The organism is Flavobacterium panacagri, assembly GCF_030378165.1.
Classification (GTDB): Bacteria; Bacteroidota; Bacteroidia; order Flavobacteriales; family Flavobacteriaceae; genus Flavobacterium; species Flavobacterium panacagri.
On sequence record NZ_CP119766.1, the window covers coordinates 2,038,629 to 2,056,148 of the forward strand.

Genomic DNA, 17,520 nt, shown 5'->3' on the forward strand with positions numbered 1-17,520 from the left:
GGGAAAAGAAAAAAACTAGTTTTTCACACATAGCTATGTGTATTGAAACAAGTGAAACGCCTTTAACCACAAAAATGAACTATGTTTCTATGTGTTTAAAAAATGCATCCAGTTAAAAACTGAACACTTTTAACTGTGAACTGAACACTATTACTTACTAACCAACTTAACTATACTATTTATGAAAACAACAGAAGACAGAATTCAGGAATTGATTAACGATTGGATTACGAACCCGAGATGGAAAGGCGTTGAACGTCCTTATACGGCGAGTGAAGTAGTAACGCTTCAGGGGTCATATAAAATTGAGCATTCTATTGCAAAAATGGGTGCAGAGAAATTATGGAGAAAGTTAAAAAGTCAGGATTATGTTGCGGGTTTGGGAGCGTTGACTGGAAATCAGGCAATTCAGGAAGTCGATGCGGGTTTAGAAGCGATTTATTTAAGCGGATGGCAGGTTGCTGCAGATGCAAATCTAGCTGGCGAAATGTATCCTGATCAATCGCTTTATCCGGTAAACAGCGTTCCGATGGTGGTAAAAAAGATCAACAACGCTTTACTACGTGCTGATCAAATTCAGACTGTAAATAATATTGAAGATAAAAAAGATTATCTGGTTCCGATTGTGGCTGACGCCGAAGCAGGTTTTGGTGGAAACTTAAATGCTTTTGAATTAATGAAATCGATGATTGAAGCCGGCGCTTCTGGAGTTCATTTTGAGGATCAGTTAAGTTCTGCTAAAAAGTGCGGACACTTGGGCGGAAAAGTTTTGGTTCCAACTCAGGAAGCAATTAATAAACTGATTGCAGCAAGATTGGCTTCAGATGTTATGGGAGTTTCAACTTTAATTGTTGCCCGAACAGATGCTGATGCTGCGAATTTATTAACCAGCGATGCAGATCCAAGAGACAGAAAATTTCTAACTGGAGAAAAAACAGCCGAAGGTTTTTTCTATGTAAAAAACGGAATCGATCAGGGAATTGCAAGAGGTTTGAGCTACGCGCCTTATGCCGATTTAATTTGGATGGAAACCAGTAATCCGGATTTAGAATTTGCAAGAAAGTTTGCAACGGCTATGAAAAAAGAATTCCCGGATAAAATGCTGGCGTATAATTGTTCACCATCTTTCAATTGGGCAGCAAAATTATCAGTTGCAGAAATGGAAACATTTAGGGAAGATTTGGCAGCAATGGGCTATAGTTTCCAATTTATCACTTTAGCAGGATTCCATGCTTTAAACACAAGTATGTTCGAATTGTCTAAAGCCTATAAAGAACGCGGAATGGCAGGATATTCTGAATTGCAGGAACGTGAATTCGCTTTACAAAAAAACGGATTCAGAGCGGTAAAACACCAGGCTTTCGTAGGAACTTCTTATTTCGATGCGGTTCAAAACACGGTTATGTTAGGAAAATCAGCAATAACCGCAATGGAACATTCTACAGAGGTTGAGCAATTTTAATTTTTTTTTCCGCCACGAATTCACGAATTATTTTTTTACAATCTTTGAGAATAAAAATCTGTGAATTTGTGGCGGAAAATCTTATTTCTTCAAAAGTCTCGCTTTCATTTTACTAAAGAATTCTGGTGTTACGCCAATGAAAGAAGCGATTTGTTTTTGAGGAACTTTATGAACCAATGTTCCATATTTTTTTGTGAATTTTTCAAAGCGTTCTTCCGCAGGCAAACTTAAATTATCCATTAATCGTTGTTGATTGGCAACTAAAGAGTTTTCAATTAAAATCCTGAAGAAACGTTCCAGTTTTGGGATTTCAAGATATAATTGTTCTTGATTTTCTTTGGATAAGGAAACGACTTCGGCTTCTTCTAAAACTTCAATAAAAAGCTGTCCTGGTTTTTGCGAAAAAAAGCTGTACATATCGCTCATCCACCAGCCTTCACAGGCAAAAGAAAGAACGTGTTCTACGATATTATCGTTGATATTGAAACTTCTTAAAATTCCTGAATTTACAAAATAAGAATGTTTGCAGACTTCGCCAGCATTTAATAAAAGTGTTTTGGCTTTGTATGTATTGGTTTCTAATTTAGATAAAAACAGTTCTTGTTCTTCTGGTGTCAGAGAAACGTGTTTAGCAATGTTTTCTAATATTAATGCCATTATTTTTTATCGTCTATTAAAGTGAATGAAGTGGCGATAAATCGGTTTCCTTTGATTTCTCCAGTAACAGAAGCTTTTCTGATAGCATTACAGAAGCCGTTTTCTGCGTGAGCATCGCCATGCTGATCGATTTTTGTGCCGTCAACAAAATACGATTTTCCGTCAATGCGAACGGCTAAATCACAACTTTTGCCTTTCATTCCGAATTGGCATTCTCCGCAAGAAGCTTCGACGATTGTTGGTTTATCAAATTTCTTTTTGTCTTGTGCCTGAGTTGAAATCCCAATAAAAAGGAAAATCATGAATATAAGTTTTTTCATTTTCTATGAATTTACAGTTATTAATTTTGCCGTTTCTTTGGCGCGTTCTGTTATTTCGTTAATTGGAGTTGCAAGTGAATCGTGGCTTAAAACAACTCCCATTCGACGATAAGGTCTTGAAGTAGGTTTGCCGAAAATCCTGAAATCAGTTTTTGGTAAAGCAGCTACTTTTTCGATTCCGCTGAAAGTTGGGTTTGTCGAATCTTCAGATGCTAAAATTACGGCACTTGCTCCGGCTTTTTCCAAAGTAATTTCGAAAATAGGAAGACTTAAAATCGCTCTTAAATGCAATTCGAATTCGTTGAAATTCTGCGTTCCAGCTAAAGTTACCATTCCAGTATCATGAGGACGTGGAGAAAGTTCTGAGAAATAAACGCCTTCTTTTGTTAGGAAAAATTCAACACCAAAAAGTCCGGCACCGCCAAGGGCTTCAGTAATTTTTTCGGCCATATCCTGCGCTTCGTATAAATCTTTCTCAGAGACTAAAGCCGGTTGCCAGCTTTCTTGATAATCGCCTCTTTCTTGTCTGTGACCAATTGGTGCACAAAACAAAGTTGGATTATTATTTTGAGTAATCGTTAAAAGCGTAATTTCAGAATCAAAATTGACAAAAGCTTCTACAATAACTTCGATAACATCGCCACGCGAACCTGCAACGGCATATTGCCATGCTTTTTCGATATCGCTTTCTGTTTTTATAGTCGATTGTCCTTTTCCTGATGAAGACATTAAAGGTTTTACAACGCACGGAATTCCAACTTCCTGAACGGCTTTTTGAAGTTCTTCGGCTGAAGTTGCATATTGATATTTGGCAGTTCTTAGCCCAAGTTCTTTCGAGGCTAAATCACGAATGGCTTTACGATTCATAGTAAAATTTGCCGCTTTCGCTGAAGGAACAACGGTGATGCCTTGTTTTTCGTAATCGTAAAAACGTTCAGTGCGAATGGCTTCTATTTCAGGAACAATAAAATCGGGTTTGTGTTTGGCTACGATTTTGTCTAGCGCTTCGCCGTCTAACATATTAATGACTTCGAAACCGTGTGCAACTTGCATGGCTGGTGCATTTTCGTAACTGTCAACTGCAATTATAGTTTGTCCGATTCGTTGTGCGGCAATGACAAATTCTTTGCCTAATTCGCCTGAACCTAGGAGTAGTATTTTCATTTTGTTTGATTTAAAGTTTGGGTGTTTTGGCTTGCTTTTACAATTATTAAACTGCTTATAAAGGTTAGGGCCATTAATATGAATGATAAAAATAACATCATTAATATTGAAAAAACGATTTGATCTAAAAATTGTGATTGTAATGGAGCAGACATTCCATTAATAAATTTTCCTATTATATAAATTGTGAAAAGAGAAATTATGATTCTTGAACTTACTTCAAAAGAAAATTGGGAGCAAGCTTTTAAATATGTAATTTGATTCAATGAATAACTGAGTCGTTTTGCTGTATTCCAGAAAAGGAAAATAATAAATAATGGGAATAGAATTCCCCAGAAAATTGGATTCCAAAAAATGCCAAAATCACATATTTGAATGCATTGAAAAATAAAATAGCTTTCGGAAAAAATTAAATAAGAAAAAAAAGCACACACAAAAATCCCTGCAATGATGGCATATTTTTGAATGTCTTTGTTTGATTCCATTTAAATTAATTTAAAGAGTAAAGATAAATAAAATGGGATTTATTCTCACGCAGATTTTGCAGATCGAGCAGATTTATTTTTGTTAATTGATTGAGTTGCCTCCAGCTTTAGCTGGAGGAACAGTAATAGTTAAGTTAGGGGCTTTAGCCAAATGTTTAGTTCGGCTAAAGCCATGATAGGAGCTTTGTCTTACCTCCAGCTAAAGCTGGAGGCAATTCAAAAAATATGTTGATTTATTTTGAAAATGAGATTTTCTTGTTTTTACGGTTTGCGTGAGGGATAGAAGTGGAAAGCCCACAGCCGTGAGGAACGAACAGGCGAGGACTTGTAACGGATAGCCCGACCCGGAGGGACACGCCCAAAATAAAAAACCGATACTTCTTTTAAAAGCATCGGTTTGTATATTAATGAAAATGATCTTCTTCAATCTCAAATTCAGCATCTTTTTCCCAGATTTCCATTTCGCAGGGTTTGCAGTTGAATTTTAGTTTGTATTCCAATTCTCCCTGTTTTAATACTAATGGCTCTTTTACTTTTACGCCAACGATGTCTTTTTGGTGAATCGGGCATTTTTTCAATTCGTATTTAATGCAATATTTAGTTGTCATTACACGAGATTTTCCTGGATCCCATTGTAATTCGAATGCTTTTTCGATTTCGGTAACACCGTGGCGTTCGTAGAATTTACGAGCCGTTTTGTTTGAAACGTTGTACATGAAATCCAGTTTAGTTTCTGGATAAGGATGCGACGTTTTTACTAATTGGTGTTCTTCGCGAACGTAATTTGCCAGACGAATTTCTGTTAACTGATCGTAAACGGTTCTTCTCATTTCGTTGATTTTAGAAATTGGAAGGAACCAGTTTTGAGAAAACATAATGTTGATTTCATCAGCAGTATAAGGTGTGAAACCTGTTTTTGCTAATTGTATTTTAATGTTTTCTTCGATTGACTCGCCAGTTTTTGTCTGTTCTTTTGGGTGCTCTAAATTTACGGTACTTACGTTTCCGTCTTCATCGGTTGCGATTAATTCGAAACCATTTTCTGTTTCTGTAAGCAATAAAGTCGTGCTCAATTTACGAACGGCACTATCTTCTCTTTCGACAATTTTGATGAAAGCAGCGTCGTTATTTCTGTATATGAAAGTTCCGTCTTTTACTTCTTTTAAAACGTTTGGATATACTTTCCCGTTTTCGGCTTTGTTTACGTAGATTCCGTCAGCTTCGTTATTTTCGTTGATGAAGCAAAGTCCGTCACCGTTGTTTAATAATTCGCCGTTTTCGATTTCGTAAGCACCGCCAACAGTTCGGATTAATTTACCGATATATTGTCCTTTTGATTTTGGGCTTTCCCAAGAACCAATTGAACTGTGTCTGTCGTTTACGAAATAATCGGTATAACCACGATTGAAAGTTCTGTTTAGTGCAGAATCAAAAGTATAAGTACATTTTCCAGAAGAAGCTTTAATGTATTTGTCGCTTCCTTCTAAATAACTGTCTAATTTTTGACGTAAATAAGAAACGTTGTTTTTAACGTAAGCGACATCTTTTAGACGGCCTTCGATTTTGAAAGAAACAATTCCAGCTTCAATCAAATTAGGAATCTGATCTGAAATATCTAAATCTTTAATCGAAAGCAAGTGACTGTTTCTGATTAAAGTATCTCCGTTTCCGTCAATTAAGTTATAAGGTAAACGGCAGTTTTGTGCGCATGAACCACGATTTGCGCTTCGTTCTCCGTTTGCCACACTCATATAACAGTTTCCACTGAAGGATACACATAAAGCTCCCGTTACGAAAAACTCTAATTCAACATCTGCGTGGTCGTAGATTGTTTTAATTTGATGCAGGTTTAATTCACGTGCTAAAACCACACGTTTGATACCAGCGTCTTTCAGGAATTTGATTTTATCAGCATCACGATTATTGGCTTGTGTACTGGCATGAAGTACGATAGGAGGTAAGTCCATTTCCATAATTGCCATATCTTGAATAATCAAGGCATCAACACCAATACCGTATAACTCCCAGATCATGGCACGACACGTTTCTAATTCGTTGTCGTATAAAATGGTATTCATTACCACAAAAACCTGTGCGTTAAATAAATGCGCATATTTTACTAGTTCAGCAACATCTTCGATTGAGTTGTTAGCATTAGAACGTGCGCCAAATTGCGGTGCACCAATATATACGGCATCGGCACCACTATTTATGGCTGCGATTCCTCCAATTAAATCTCTAGCAGGAGCTAATATTTCGATTTTCTTCTTCATTACTAAAACTTTAGACTTTTGTGGTATTCCCGAAAAAAAGTGTGCAAAGGTCTAATAAATATTCCGAGTTTGCTAGTGATGAAGCGATTTTTTTGAATTTGTTAACTTAATATGGAATGATGATAAACGTGAGATTATTTTTTAATGTACAATTTTAGGATTTTATTATCGGGGATAATTTCTACTATTCCACCGCGGATTCCCATAAAAATGTGATTTTTGTTTTCAATGATTAAAGAATTCGGGTAAAGGCTTTCCCAGAAACCATTAATTTTATTTTCAATTTTCCAATTGTTTATAATTATGAAATTGGAAAAAGTGGCCATATAAAGTCGGTTATTAAAAATCTGGAAAACTTGTGGTTCATCTGGTAAATCCATGATTTTTCTATACGTAAACTTCTCTTCAAAATAATTTATTTCATAAATTTCACCATAATTTATTGATAAGTGCGCCAATCCCTCTAGAAAATAAATTTTCCCATTTAGTGTAAAAATAGAAATAATATTTCCTTCTTTAATTTTGATTTCTTCTTTGCCTTCTTTATAAATTAATTTTCCTCCCCATTCGCCGTTATTAGAACCAATTAAGACTCCATTGTTGAATTTAAGCTCGGAATTTGTGCCTTTAGGTGTTGGAAACACCTCTATTTTATTATTTTGGAGTCTAATTGATGTGTCTTTTGAATAGTTAAGGTTTTGATGTTCTTTGCTATTCGCTTTTGGAATGTTAGTCTGCTTGTAGTTTTTAGGTAATTGAATCTTGGATTGAGGACAAACATTCGTAGATATGAATAGAATCAATATTGTTATAATTATGTTTTTCATTGAAAGATTTTTTTGATGAAATATTTAATTAATCTACAGGAAAAGTAAATCCTGCTGCAAAAACGCCGTTAGATTGTTTGGCTGCGGGATGAAAGTAACCCGAAAGTGCCAGTTCTATATTATTTTTTCGTCCTACGGCTAGACCAATACTGAAAGGAATATGCATTAAAACATCGTTTTTGTCAAAATTTGTTGATGGAGTAAAGGTTTGAAATGATCCTATTGAAGCACCAATACCACCTTCTATAAAAGGAGCAACCCACGGAATTGGAGCACAAAAACGAACTTTTCCTCCAACTAAAAGAGCCCGAGTTGTTACTTTATATAGAGGCTGGTCTAGAAGAGGAGGCTGATTTTTATCAATTTTTGTAGAGATTGTAGCTGCATAAGATCTTAAGCCAAACCATGATTTTATTCCGAAAATGTATTCTGCTTGTAAATAAAGACCACTGTCCATAACATCCAATTCATCTTGGTTTCCATAATCTTCAATATAGTAAGAACTGCTGCTCGCAAAACCTATTGAGGCTTTAATAGATTGACCTACTCTCGGTTGGGCATTTGTAAAATTTGAAATGAGTATAATAAAAAGAAAATAAGTAGATAAACTGCGTAAAGTTAAGGTCATATAGTTTTTTGGTTTTGTTAATTGGTTGCAACTAAAATAAAACTTTAAACTTCTGGTTCGATTAGAATTTTTACTTTTTCTTATTATTTCTTAATAGCCTTTTTTCTTCACCTTCTAATTTTCTCTGTATCTTTTTCACATCTTCTGCAGGGGATAAATTTTCAGGAGTAATGCCTCTTTTTGTAAGCATATCTCTAACCGCTATATTATTGTCAATATGTTCTGTTTCTATTTTGTTTTGTCCTTTCAGATCTTTACTTTGGACATTTAAGCCTGTCATTTCTGTCGCTAAATCCTTCACTTTTATACTTATGGTGGGTAAAAAGTCAGCAACTGGTCTGTTTTCTGGAATGCCCATTTTCTTTTTTAGCATGTTTGTGCTTAATTTGAAAAGTGCTTGATCGCCTTTGCTTCGAATAGATGCAAATCCTTGGCTATCAACACCTCTTTCGTACAATATGCCGGATAATTGTTTTTCTGTCTGACTCAGTTTTTCTCTAGCTTTTATTCTTTCAAATTCTAAAAGACGTTGTTCGACTTTTTCAGCTTTTCGAGTTTGAACGGCAAAATAATTTTGTGCAAATGCTATTTGTTCTTTTCGGCTATCTCCATTCTGAGCGATAAGATAAGAAGCATATCTCGTTAGAGCGATATCATTTATGGATCTTTCAGAATTTGATCCAATTTCGACCATTTTCCTGATGTCGGGAAAATGGTTAGAAATGTCTTCACCAGCATTTTCGCAGGCATCTTTAGCCTTTTGTATTACTTTTTCAAAATTTTCCCATTTGCTATAACCAAGCAACACTTGTAAATCTCGCGCACTCCAGCATTCGATACCTTCTATTTCAGATGTAGCAGATTCAAATTTCTCGAACTATGTTTTTATTTCTTCAGATTTCATAGAATTGAAATTTAAATGTAAAACAAAAATATTAAATAAATAATTTAAAAAGTAAGATATTTCGTCTTTTTTTATGCTTGAGTTGGAAACAAATCAAAAAAACTACCCAGTTTTTCAACTAAGTAGCTTTCTAAAATGAAAAAAAACAATGATATTAAATTCCTTTCATTTTAATTTGTGATAAAGTATTTTGAATACTATTTAATTGTTTGGAAACAACATAAATTTGACTGTGTTCCAATTCATTATCATCGAGTGCTTTTTTGTATTTTTCAATGGCAGCTTCTTCTCCAGTAATACAGGCGTTGATGATGGCTTCAGGATCTCCATCAGTAAAGGATGATTTGATGTCAATCCAAGTTCTGTGTAAAGCTCCTAACGGACCTCCGCCAGAAGTGTCTGTTGATTTTCCGAGTTTATTGATTTCGTCTTGTAATTCTACAATAAATAAGGCTCTTTCGCGTGCGTATTCCAGAAAATCAGTTTTCATTGCCGCGTTGTTTACATGTTCGGCCGCGTTTGTATATCCTAATTTTCCATCTTCAAGAATTGAAATTAATCCTTCCAGAGTTTTAACTGCTTCTTTTGTGGTTTCATCTGTATGTATCATGACGTAATAGTTTTTAAATTAATACATTACAAAGTTGACAATTTATTAAGAGTTATGTTTTACAGTATTATGATTGAGTTTTTACAATATTGTAGAATGGGAATTTTGAAACTTATATTTTATGTTTCCCGCAGATTTTGGAGATTTAGCTGATTTTTTCTTTTGGAAATGAATTTTCTCGTTTTACGGTTTGCGTGAGGGATAGGAGTGAAAAGCCCACAGCCGTGAGGAACGAACAGGCGAGGACTTGTAACGGATAGCCCGACCCGGAGGGACACGCCCAAAATAAGCCCATAAAAAAACAGCTTAAAGTATAAAAGTGATGAAACTTTTGAACCTTAAGCCGTTTTAATAAAATTTAAAATATTGTTTTATGCAGTCAAAGCTTCTTTGATTCTGCGTAATGCTTCTTTTAAAATATCGTTGCTTGTTGCGTAAGAGAAACGAATACAGTTTGGATTTCCGAAAGCATCTCCAGTTACTGTTGCTACATTTGCCTCAGCTAAAAGATACATTGAAACATCGTTTGCATCTTTAATTTCGTGTCCTTTTAAAGTTTTTCCGAAGAAAGAAGAAACGTCTGGGAATACGTAGAAAGCACCTTCTGGAACGTTGATTTTTACACCTGGGATTTCTTTTAATAATCCAACTACTAAATCTCTACGTCCGTGGAAAGCCTGAACCATTTCGTTTAATACACTTGGGTCAGCATCTACTGCAGTGATTGTCGCTCTTTGTGCTACAGAGTTTGCTCCAGATGTTACTTGCCCTTGGATTTTTGTACATGCTTTTGCAATAAATTCAGGAGCTCCAATGTAACCAATTCTGTATCCTGTCATGGCAAATGCTTTTGCAACTCCGTTTACAGTGATTGTTTTTTCTAACATTCCTGGAATAGAACCAATGCTGCAGAAAGTTCCTGAGAAATTGATGTGCTCATAAATTTCGTCAGCAACTACGTAAATATTTGGGTGTTTTTCTAACACTTTTGCCAATGCTGTTAATTCTTCTCTGCTGTAAACAGATCCTGAAGGATTACATGGAGAAGAAAACCACATCATTTTTGTTTTTGGTGTGATGGCAGCTTCTAATTGTTCTGGTGTGATTTTGAAATCTGTTTCAACAGAAGTTGGGACTTCAACTGGAACTCCGCCAGAAAGTTTTACGATTTCGAAATAAGAAACCCAGTAAGGTGCTGGTAAAATTACCTCGTCACCGTCGTTTAACATTACCTGAGCAATGTTGTATAATGATTGTTTTGCTCCTGTAGAAACTACGATTTGAGATGGTTTGTAATCTAAATCATTATCTCTTTTGAATTTTCTGCAAATTGCTTCTTTTAAATCTTGGTATCCATCAACTGGAGAATAAGTGCTGTAATTATCGTCGATTGCTTTTTTAGCAGCTTCTTTAATAAAGTCAGGTGTGTTGAAATCTGGCTCACCTAAACTTAAACTGATAATATCTTTTCCTTGTGCTTTTAATTCTCTTGCCAAAGCGGCCATTGCTAATGTCTGCGAAGTCGCAAGATTGTTGATTCTGTCCGAAAGAATATGATTCATTATAAAAATTTTGAATGTCCTTAAATTTGCTGTGTTGTTTAAGGAAGGTTAATTATTAATAGATTTTTTTTAGTTTTTAAACTGATAATTCAGGTTTCATTCCCAAATCACGTAGATGCTTGAAGTGAGCAATAACAGCACTTCGCATTGTTTTATATTCATAATAGGGCAAGTTGCATTCTTTTGCAGTTTCTTTTACAATTTTGGCAATTTTACCGTAATGAATATGACTGATATTTGGAAAAATATGATGTTCGATTTGATGGTTTAATCCGCCAGTGTACCAGTTTACGATTGCATTTTTTGGTGCAAAATTAGTTGTGGTATACAATTGGTGGATAGCCCAAGTATTATCCATTTCTCCTAAATCATTTGGAGTTGGATTTGTAGTATGATCTACTACGTGTGCCAACTGGAATACAATACTTAAGATTAATCCTGCTGTGTAGTGCATTGCGAAAAATCCAATAAGTACTTTCCACCATGTAATTCCGATTACCATTGGTAGAACAATCCAAATTGAAACATAGATAAGTTTAGTAATGATTAAAGTAGTCCACAAGATTTTAGGATTCTTTGGTTCTCCGTAAGACAATTTTCTTTTCAAATAGTTTCTCATCTGCTTAAAATCGGTTGTTAATGCCCAATTAAAAGTCAATAAACCGTATAAGAAAACAGAATAATAATGCTGAAAACGATGAAAACGATGCCATTCCGCATGCTCTGTAAAACGGATAATTCTTCCAGCATCTAAATCTTCGTCATGTCCAGGAATATTGGTATATGTATGATGCAATACATTGTGCTGTACCTGCCAGTTGTACACATTTCCAGCCAAAACATAAATGGTTCCACCCATAAATTTATTAATCCAGCTTTTATTGGAGTAAGAACCATGATTTCCATCATGCATTACATTCATTCCGACACCAGCCATTCCAACGCCCATTACAATTGATAGCAACAACATTAACCAAAAAGGCATGCCAAGTGTAAGGATTAAAAAATAGGGAGTTAAGAAAACAGCAAATAGAATAACAGCTTTTAGGTGTAATTTCCAATTTCCGGTTTTCTGAATATTATTTTCCTTGAAGTAATTGTTTACCCGAGAATTAAGTGTTCTAAAGAACTTCAGATTGTCTTGCCTAGCAAATGTCGGAGCCGTGTTATTCATAATTAATTTAAATAGTTTTCAAAGGTAATTATTATAAATTCTCAATTTGCAAAATTGAGTTAAATATTTCAATCGTAAAGTAGTACTTTTGTTAAAAATTTACAGCAATGGATGAGATATTGAAATATTTTCCCAATTTGACCGATCTTCAAATTGAACAATTTCAAAAATTAGACTTTTTATATCACGATTGGAACGAAAAAATCAATGTTATTTCTCGAAAAGACATCGATTCATTATATACAAAACACATTTTGCATTCGTTAGGAATTGCGAAAATTATGAAATTTGAACCAGGGACAACGGTTTTGGATGTTGGAACGGGTGGTGGTTTTCCTGGAATTCCGTTAGCGATTCTTTTTCCAGAAACTCGTTTTTATTTAATTGATGTAATTGCTAAAAAAATAAAAGTAGTTCAAGGTGTTGCTGATGCATTAGAGTTAAAGAATGTAAAAGCAGAGCAAAAACGCGCCGAATTAGTTAAAGGCGATTTCGATTTTATCGTAAGCCGTGCCGTTACCAATATGCCGGATTTTGTTTCTTGGATACATGATAAAATAAAGAAACAGCATAAACATAAATTAAAAAATGGAATTCTTTATTTGAAAGGTGGTGATTTGACAGAAGAACTAAAAGATTTTCCAAATGCCAATTTATATGATTTAGCAGATGTATTTGAAGATGAGTTCTTTGAAACTAAAAAGGTGGTTCATCTACCACTAAAATTTAAACCTTAAAAAAGAAATAACCCAGAAGATTTTACTCTCTGGGTTATTTTTTGAATAAATAAAAACTATTAAAAATTAAGAATGTATTCTTGAAAGATTTAAAAATTGGTTTGCCTGATAATTTAAGTTATCAATGAAACCATGTATCGCAGTTTCTGAGGCTTCATTAGTAGCCTTGAATTCGGCATCAAAAAAGAAGTCTCGACAGATTACAGGTTCATTTGAAGAATCATAAACGGCTTCATCCATTTCTTCAGAAGCTAAGTTCTCATATTCACATGGATATAGACAAATTAGATCTACTATAATACGATTAAACCATCGGTCAAATACTTTCTTTTTAGGGGTAATATGACGAGCTAATAGTACTAAACCGACAAGTTCATTTTGTAAATAATAAGAACCTTTTCTGTATAAAGTATCGATCATTCTCACACTCATATGAGCAATCCATAATGGCCCATTTACAGAGCCTGAGGCCGGAATTTCGAAATCGGTATCAAATAATAATGGATTGGTTTGCTCTAGGCTATCTATAGAACACCAAAGGGCTTCAATACGTTTTTGAGTATCATTAGTGTCTTTTGTGTAACCTGTAAAACGCCAATAAACCCACTCTAATAAGGCAGCTGCTAGTCCAACAGAAGCTTTATGGTTTATTTGTGTTAATAAATTTTCTAGATCTTCATTTTCCTCAAAAGGATCCAATAATTCGTTTATTTTCTTTTTATTCCATTTAAAATCAATTGCGTGACCAATACTTTTTGATTCTAAAATAACTTTAGGAACATTGTTTAAATTTCTCATAAGTTTAAAAATGTTTAAATAATACTAATTGATTTTTATAGGACAAATGTATTGTGATGTTTTTTTTTGAAACGGAACAAGAAGTTTTTTAAATAATAAAATAAGTTTTTAATCGATGTATCTTGTTGAATATCAGTTAAATAAGAAAATTACTACAAAATATTTAACAAGCTATTTTCAAGGCGATATTTTTTTTTTGGGAAGAATCATTTAGGTTTATTATTTAAAAAAAATGGCTAAGAGAAGAGTGAAAAAAGTACTAAAGCAAAAGCCGAATCTTATTAAGAGATTCGGCTTTTTTATATTGAAAGATTTCAAAATTTGCAACCTAAACTTGGAATAGAAATTATCCTAAAAATGGATATCTGTAATCTTCTGGAGTTACAAAAGTTTCTTTGATGGTTCTAGGAGAAGCCCATCGTAGTAAGTTTAATGCAGAACCTGCTTTATCGTTAGTTCCTGAAGCTCTTGCTCCTCCAAATGGTTGCATTCCAACAACTGCTCCAGTTGGTTTATCATTGATGTAGAAGTTACCAGCAGCATTTTGCAATTTAGTAGTTGCTACCTCGATAGCATAACGATCTTGGCTAAAAACTGCTCCTGTTAAAGCATATTCAGAAGTAGTATCAACTAATTCTAAAGTTTCTTCCCATTTAGCATCTTCATAAACATAAATAGTGATAACCGGTCCAAACAACTCAGTTTCCATTGTAGTATATTTTGGATTTGTAGTTACAATAACTGTTGGCTCAACGAAGTATCCAACAGATTTATCATAATTTCCTCCAACGATGATTTCAGCATCAGCGTCTTTTTTAGCTTGGTCAATATAACTAGCTAATTTATCAAAAGAACCTTCGTGGATTACTGCTGTAATAAAGTTTCCAAAATCTTCTGGAGAACCCATTTTCATAGATTTTACATCAGCAATTAATTGTTCTTTTACAGCTGGCCATAAACTTTGCGGAATATAAGCTCTAGAAGCTGCAGAACATTTTTGTCCTTGGAATTCAAAAGCACCACGAGTAATTCCTGTAACTACTTGTTTTACGTTTGCGCTTGGATGTGCAATGATGAAATCTTTACCTCCAGTCTCTCCAACGATTCTTGGATACGTTTTATAATTTTGGATGTTTGCACCAATTTTAGCCCAGATATCTTTGAATACATGAGTTGAACCTGTAAAGTGAACACCGGCAAAATCACGGCTTGCTAAAACGGTATCCGTAATCATTAAAGCATCTCCAAAAACTACATTGATAACACCATCTGGAACTCCAGCTTCTTTGAAAACTTCTAAAATGATTTTCGTAGAAAATACTTGGCTGTCACTTGGTTTCCAAACTACAACGTTACCCATCATAGCAGCACTTGCAGGAAGGTTAGCAGCGATAGCAGTAAAGTTAAATGGAGTAATAGCATAAACAAAACCTTCTAGTGGTCTGTATTCTACACGATTCCAGACAGAAGAATCTGATTTTGGCTGATCGTTGTAGATTTGAGTCATAAACTCCACATTGTAACGTAAAAAGTCGATTAACTCGCAAGAAGCATCGATTTCTGCCTGGTGGATATTTTTAGACTGGCCAATCATAGTAGCAGCGTTGATTCGAGCTCTGTATGGGCCAGCGATAAGTTCAGCAGCTTTTAAGAAAATAGCAGCACGCTGTTCCCATGCCATGTTTGCCCATGCTTTTCTTGATTCAAGAGCATTTGCAATCGCTTTTTCGATATGTTGTTTTTCAGCTAAGTGGTATTTTCCAACGATGTGTTTGTGATCGTGTGGAGCAGTAATGTTTCTTGTATTTCCAGTTCTGATTTCTTCGCTTCCAATATATAAAGGAACGTCAATTTGAGAATTCCACATTGTGGTGTAAGCTGCTTGAACAGCTGCTCTTTCTGGTGAGTTCGGTGCGTATCCTTTTACAGGTTCGTTTACCGCTTTTGGTACATGAAAAAATCCTTTAAGCATGTTATTTAAAATTAGATTATTAGATAATTTACAGTTAGATAATTTGATTTGTTACGAATAATCTAACGCTGCACAAAAGTACAAAGGATAAATTAATAAATTGATAATTTTATGATTAAGATAACGATAAAAAGAATTGCAGAAATAAGATGCTTTAATTTAAAGCAAAAGGAGCACACATTCTAAAGGTAGGAACAATTACTTTGAATGTTTTTGTTGTAGTAAAATTGATCATATTAAAATGACCTTTCATAGCTCCGTAAGGAGATGATAATAAACAACCAGAACTATAAGTGTGATTTTCACCTGGTTTTAAAACTGGTTTTTTACCAATTACACCTTCACCGTCTACTACTTCTAGATCGTTTAGAGAATCAAAAATTTCCCAGTGACGTGAAGTTAACTGCACAGAATCTTTACTGTGGTTTTCAATCGTAACTACATAACTAAAAGCAAAGTGAATCTTGTAGTTCTTGAAGTAAGTACCTTCAAAACTAGTCAAAACAGATATTTTTATGCCTCGTGTAATCTGAGAAACCATACTAACGCAGTATATATGTGTGTGTTATAGTGGCAAAGTTAAGAAAAAAAATCGTTTAATCTAGAACCTTAACATTGTTTTAATTGACTATATTGATAGAGTTTGCATTTCCTTTACCAATAACGCGCTGATAACGGTCTGTTGCTTCTTTATAATAAACCAAAATTGTGTATTCGTTTTCAGTCTGATAGAAGTTTCCGTCAATAGCGTTTTCGTTATCAATAACGCCTTTTTTATCAGCAACAGTGTACTGGAAATTAGTGAATCCCTGTTTGATCATAATGGCTTTTTCAAAAACAGCTTTATCGGTGTTATAGTCCATTTTATATTCTGGCGAAAGGCTGTAGTTATTAAACATTCCGGTAATGTAAATGTCTTTGTTTAATCGAAATGCTGGAGCAGATAATGTGAAGTAAACCCAAGCATAATCAGCTTCAATATCATTGTTAGATGCATTGATGTTCTTAACCACAAAGTTTCCGTTTACATCTTCATAATTCGTGTAGATCTGATTTCCTCTTGCGGCATTAGTATATAAATGAGCGTTATAAATATCGCCATTAGAACCTATTTTAGCAACATTATTATTGGCGGCGCGAATATCTTTATTTTCAAAATACAAAAATTCATTTCCACCCCAAAACTGAGTTTCTTTATCGTATTTATAAACCAGTTGATTACCAATAGTATATTGAGGAATAATATTTTTTATAGCTGTATTGAAATTTCCATTCTGTAATAAAAGAACTTTTACATTTTGTAGAGGCGTCTGAAATACAATATCATTAGATAAAATAGCAAAATCTAAGTTTTGTTTATAGTCGATATTGCTAAGGTTTCGGCTTCTTTTTACCTGTGCTGTAACGGTTGAATGATTTTCGTATAAAATAAACTTTCTCGAAAGCACTAATTCTCGGTCTTCATTTAGAATTCTCAACATATAATTTCCAGAAAACTTTATTTGTGTTGTAAACTGATTCGGAAAAGATAGTCTGTAATGCGAATAAATCTGAAGTGTATTAAATGAATTAGAATAATCATTAATTCTCTGATTGTCTAAACCGCCAATATAATCCGTTTTCGGAATAGCGGTTGGTATCCAGTTATAGTCACAATGCAGAATTTCAAAATAATAATTAGCTTCATTACCAAATAAATCATCAAACTGAAAAGCAAACGAAGAACCTAATTCAAAAATAGGAACAACATTACTTCCGTTTTGAACAAAAGAAACGGTTTTAATATTATAAGGTGGTTCAACCTCGTTTTGTACTTGCTGTGCAGTTATTGAACTAAAGAAGAAAAAAAATAAAAGGCTCTGATATAAAAATTTTGACATCTTATTTATGTTGTAAGATTGTAAATATAACAATTTTATACAACGAAAAACAGCCAGATTTATTGGT

The 17,520-nt window shown here is 34.2% G+C and carries 16 protein-coding genes and 1 pseudogene; 2 read left to right on the forward strand and 15 right to left on the reverse strand.

Annotation, left to right across the window (positions count from 1 at the left end; all coding sequences use genetic code 11):
* The first annotated feature begins 181 nt into the window (after positions 1-181).
* The gene (gene aceA / locus P2W65_RS09195) at positions 182-1,462 is read left to right on the forward strand and encodes an isocitrate lyase (protein WP_289665058.1); all 1,281 of its coding nucleotides are present in this window, start codon (positions 182-184) and stop codon (positions 1,460-1,462) included.
* An 81-nt stretch (positions 1,463-1,543) separates the two neighbouring features.
* Here aceA and P2W65_RS09200 read toward each other — a convergent pair whose 3' ends face one another.
* From P2W65_RS09200 to P2W65_RS09250, 11 genes and pseudogenes are all read right to left on the reverse strand, one after another.
* The gene (locus tag P2W65_RS09200) at positions 1,544-2,119 is read right to left on the reverse strand and encodes a Crp/Fnr family transcriptional regulator (protein WP_184157744.1); all 576 of its coding nucleotides are present in this window, start codon (positions 2,117-2,119) and stop codon (positions 1,544-1,546) included.
* Positions 2,119-2,439 (reverse strand): DUF6370 family protein, encoded by a 321-nt coding sequence (locus tag P2W65_RS09205; protein WP_289665061.1) that lies wholly within the window; start codon positions 2,437-2,439, stop codon positions 2,119-2,121. The genes P2W65_RS09200 and P2W65_RS09205 overlap by 1 nt, the downstream gene beginning before the upstream one ends.
* A gap of 3 nt (positions 2,440-2,442) precedes the next feature.
* Positions 2,443-3,603, reverse strand: a complete 1,161-nt coding sequence (purT, locus tag P2W65_RS09210) for a formate-dependent phosphoribosylglycinamide formyltransferase (RefSeq protein WP_289665062.1) — start codon at positions 3,601-3,603, stop codon at positions 2,443-2,445.
* Entirely contained in the window at positions 3,600-4,088 is a 489-nt protein-coding gene (locus P2W65_RS09215; protein ID WP_289665064.1) for a hypothetical protein, read from the reverse strand. Before P2W65_RS09215 ends, purT begins: the two co-directional genes overlap by 4 nt.
* Positions 4,089-4,492: 404 nt before the next feature.
* Positions 4,493-6,361: a peptidase U32 family protein gene (locus P2W65_RS09220; RefSeq protein ID WP_289665065.1), complete on the reverse strand. Its 1,869-nt coding sequence runs from the start codon at positions 6,359-6,361 to the stop codon at positions 4,493-4,495.
* A gap of 134 nt (positions 6,362-6,495) precedes the next feature.
* Positions 6,496-7,188, reverse strand: coding sequence for a hypothetical protein (locus P2W65_RS09225; RefSeq protein WP_289665067.1), 693 nt, complete (start codon positions 7,186-7,188; stop codon positions 6,496-6,498).
* A gap of 28 nt (positions 7,189-7,216) precedes the next feature.
* Entirely contained in the window at positions 7,217-7,816 is a 600-nt protein-coding gene (locus tag P2W65_RS09230; protein WP_289665068.1) for a hypothetical protein, read from the reverse strand.
* Positions 7,817-7,886: 70 nt separating this feature from the next.
* Positions 7,887-8,672: pseudogene (gene dinD / locus P2W65_RS09235) on the reverse strand (DNA damage-inducible protein D); the annotation flags it as partial.
* A gap of 202 nt (positions 8,673-8,874) precedes the next feature.
* On the reverse strand, positions 8,875-9,330 hold the full coding sequence (locus P2W65_RS09240) for a ferritin-like domain-containing protein (RefSeq protein WP_179001454.1): 456 nt from the start codon (positions 9,328-9,330) through the stop codon (positions 8,875-8,877).
* A 371-nt stretch (positions 9,331-9,701) separates the two neighbouring features.
* Positions 9,702-10,892 (reverse strand): pyridoxal phosphate-dependent aminotransferase, encoded by a 1,191-nt coding sequence (locus P2W65_RS09245; protein ID WP_057123704.1) that lies wholly within the window; start codon positions 10,890-10,892, stop codon positions 9,702-9,704.
* A gap of 76 nt (positions 10,893-10,968) precedes the next feature.
* Positions 10,969-12,066, reverse strand: a complete 1,098-nt coding sequence (locus P2W65_RS09250) for a fatty acid desaturase family protein (RefSeq protein ID WP_179001452.1) — start codon at positions 12,064-12,066, stop codon at positions 10,969-10,971.
* A gap of 107 nt (positions 12,067-12,173) precedes the next feature.
* On the opposite strand from P2W65_RS09250, the gene rsmG reads away from it, so the two are divergent.
* The gene (gene rsmG / locus P2W65_RS09255; protein WP_289665070.1) at positions 12,174-12,803 is read left to right on the forward strand and encodes a 16S rRNA (guanine(527)-N(7))-methyltransferase RsmG; all 630 of its coding nucleotides are present in this window, start codon (positions 12,174-12,176) and stop codon (positions 12,801-12,803) included.
* A gap of 66 nt (positions 12,804-12,869) precedes the next feature.
* On the opposite strand, the gene P2W65_RS09260 is transcribed toward rsmG, so the two are convergent.
* From P2W65_RS09260 to P2W65_RS09275, 4 genes are all read right to left on the reverse strand, one after another.
* Positions 12,870-13,601: a hypothetical protein gene (locus P2W65_RS09260; RefSeq protein ID WP_289665071.1), complete on the reverse strand. Its 732-nt coding sequence runs from the start codon at positions 13,599-13,601 to the stop codon at positions 12,870-12,872.
* A gap of 346 nt (positions 13,602-13,947) precedes the next feature.
* Positions 13,948-15,573: an L-glutamate gamma-semialdehyde dehydrogenase gene (gene pruA, locus P2W65_RS09265; RefSeq protein ID WP_289665073.1), complete on the reverse strand. Its 1,626-nt coding sequence runs from the start codon at positions 15,571-15,573 to the stop codon at positions 13,948-13,950.
* 154 nt (positions 15,574-15,727) lie between these two features.
* Positions 15,728-16,114: a Co2+/Mg2+ efflux protein ApaG gene (gene apaG / locus P2W65_RS09270; RefSeq protein WP_008467225.1), complete on the reverse strand. Its 387-nt coding sequence runs from the start codon at positions 16,112-16,114 to the stop codon at positions 15,728-15,730.
* A gap of 79 nt (positions 16,115-16,193) precedes the next feature.
* Positions 16,194-17,453, reverse strand: coding sequence for a type IX secretion system plug protein (locus P2W65_RS09275; RefSeq protein WP_289665082.1), 1,260 nt, complete (start codon positions 17,451-17,453; stop codon positions 16,194-16,196).
* Positions 17,454-17,520 lie beyond the last annotated feature (67 nt).

Excerpts from the sequence above, each read along its gene's own strand:
- P2W65_RS09240 (WP_179001454.1), bottom strand. The coding sequence starts at position 9,330 with ATGATACATACAGATGAAACCACAAAAGAAGCAGTTAAAACTCTGGAA.
- rsmG (WP_289665070.1), top strand. The coding sequence starts at position 12,174 with ATGGATGAGATATTGAAATATTTTCCCAATTTGACCGATCTTCAAATT.
- purT (WP_289665062.1), bottom strand. The coding sequence starts at position 3,603 with ATGAAAATACTACTCCTAGGTTCAGGCGAATTAGGCAAAGAATTTGTC.
- P2W65_RS09200 (WP_184157744.1), bottom strand. The coding sequence starts at position 2,119 with ATGGCATTAATATTAGAAAACATTGCTAAACACGTTTCTCTGACACCA.
- P2W65_RS09245 (WP_057123704.1), bottom strand. The coding sequence starts at position 10,892 with ATGAATCATATTCTTTCGGACAGAATCAACAATCTTGCGACTTCGCAG.
- P2W65_RS09230 (WP_289665068.1), bottom strand. The coding sequence starts at position 7,816 with ATGACCTTAACTTTACGCAGTTTATCTACTTATTTTCTTTTTATTATA.
- P2W65_RS09275 (WP_289665082.1), bottom strand. The coding sequence starts at position 17,453 with ATGTCAAAATTTTTATATCAGAGCCTTTTATTTTTTTTCTTCTTTAGT.
- P2W65_RS09260 (WP_289665071.1), bottom strand. The coding sequence starts at position 13,601 with ATGAGAAATTTAAACAATGTTCCTAAAGTTATTTTAGAATCAAAAAGT.
- P2W65_RS09205 (WP_289665061.1), bottom strand. The coding sequence starts at position 2,439 with ATGAAAAAACTTATATTCATGATTTTCCTTTTTATTGGGATTTCAACT.
- P2W65_RS09250 (WP_179001452.1), bottom strand. The coding sequence starts at position 12,066 with ATGAATAACACGGCTCCGACATTTGCTAGGCAAGACAATCTGAAGTTC.
- P2W65_RS09225 (WP_289665067.1), bottom strand. The coding sequence starts at position 7,188 with ATGAAAAACATAATTATAACAATATTGATTCTATTCATATCTACGAAT.
- aceA (WP_289665058.1), top strand. The coding sequence starts at position 182 with ATGAAAACAACAGAAGACAGAATTCAGGAATTGATTAACGATTGGATT.
- P2W65_RS09220 (WP_289665065.1), bottom strand. The coding sequence starts at position 6,361 with ATGAAGAAGAAAATCGAAATATTAGCTCCTGCTAGAGATTTAATTGGA.
- apaG (WP_008467225.1), bottom strand. The coding sequence starts at position 16,114 with ATGGTTTCTCAGATTACACGAGGCATAAAAATATCTGTTTTGACTAGT.
- P2W65_RS09215 (WP_289665064.1), bottom strand. The coding sequence starts at position 4,088 with ATGGAATCAAACAAAGACATTCAAAAATATGCCATCATTGCAGGGATT.
- pruA (WP_289665073.1), bottom strand. The coding sequence starts at position 15,573 with ATGCTTAAAGGATTTTTTCATGTACCAAAAGCGGTAAACGAACCTGTA.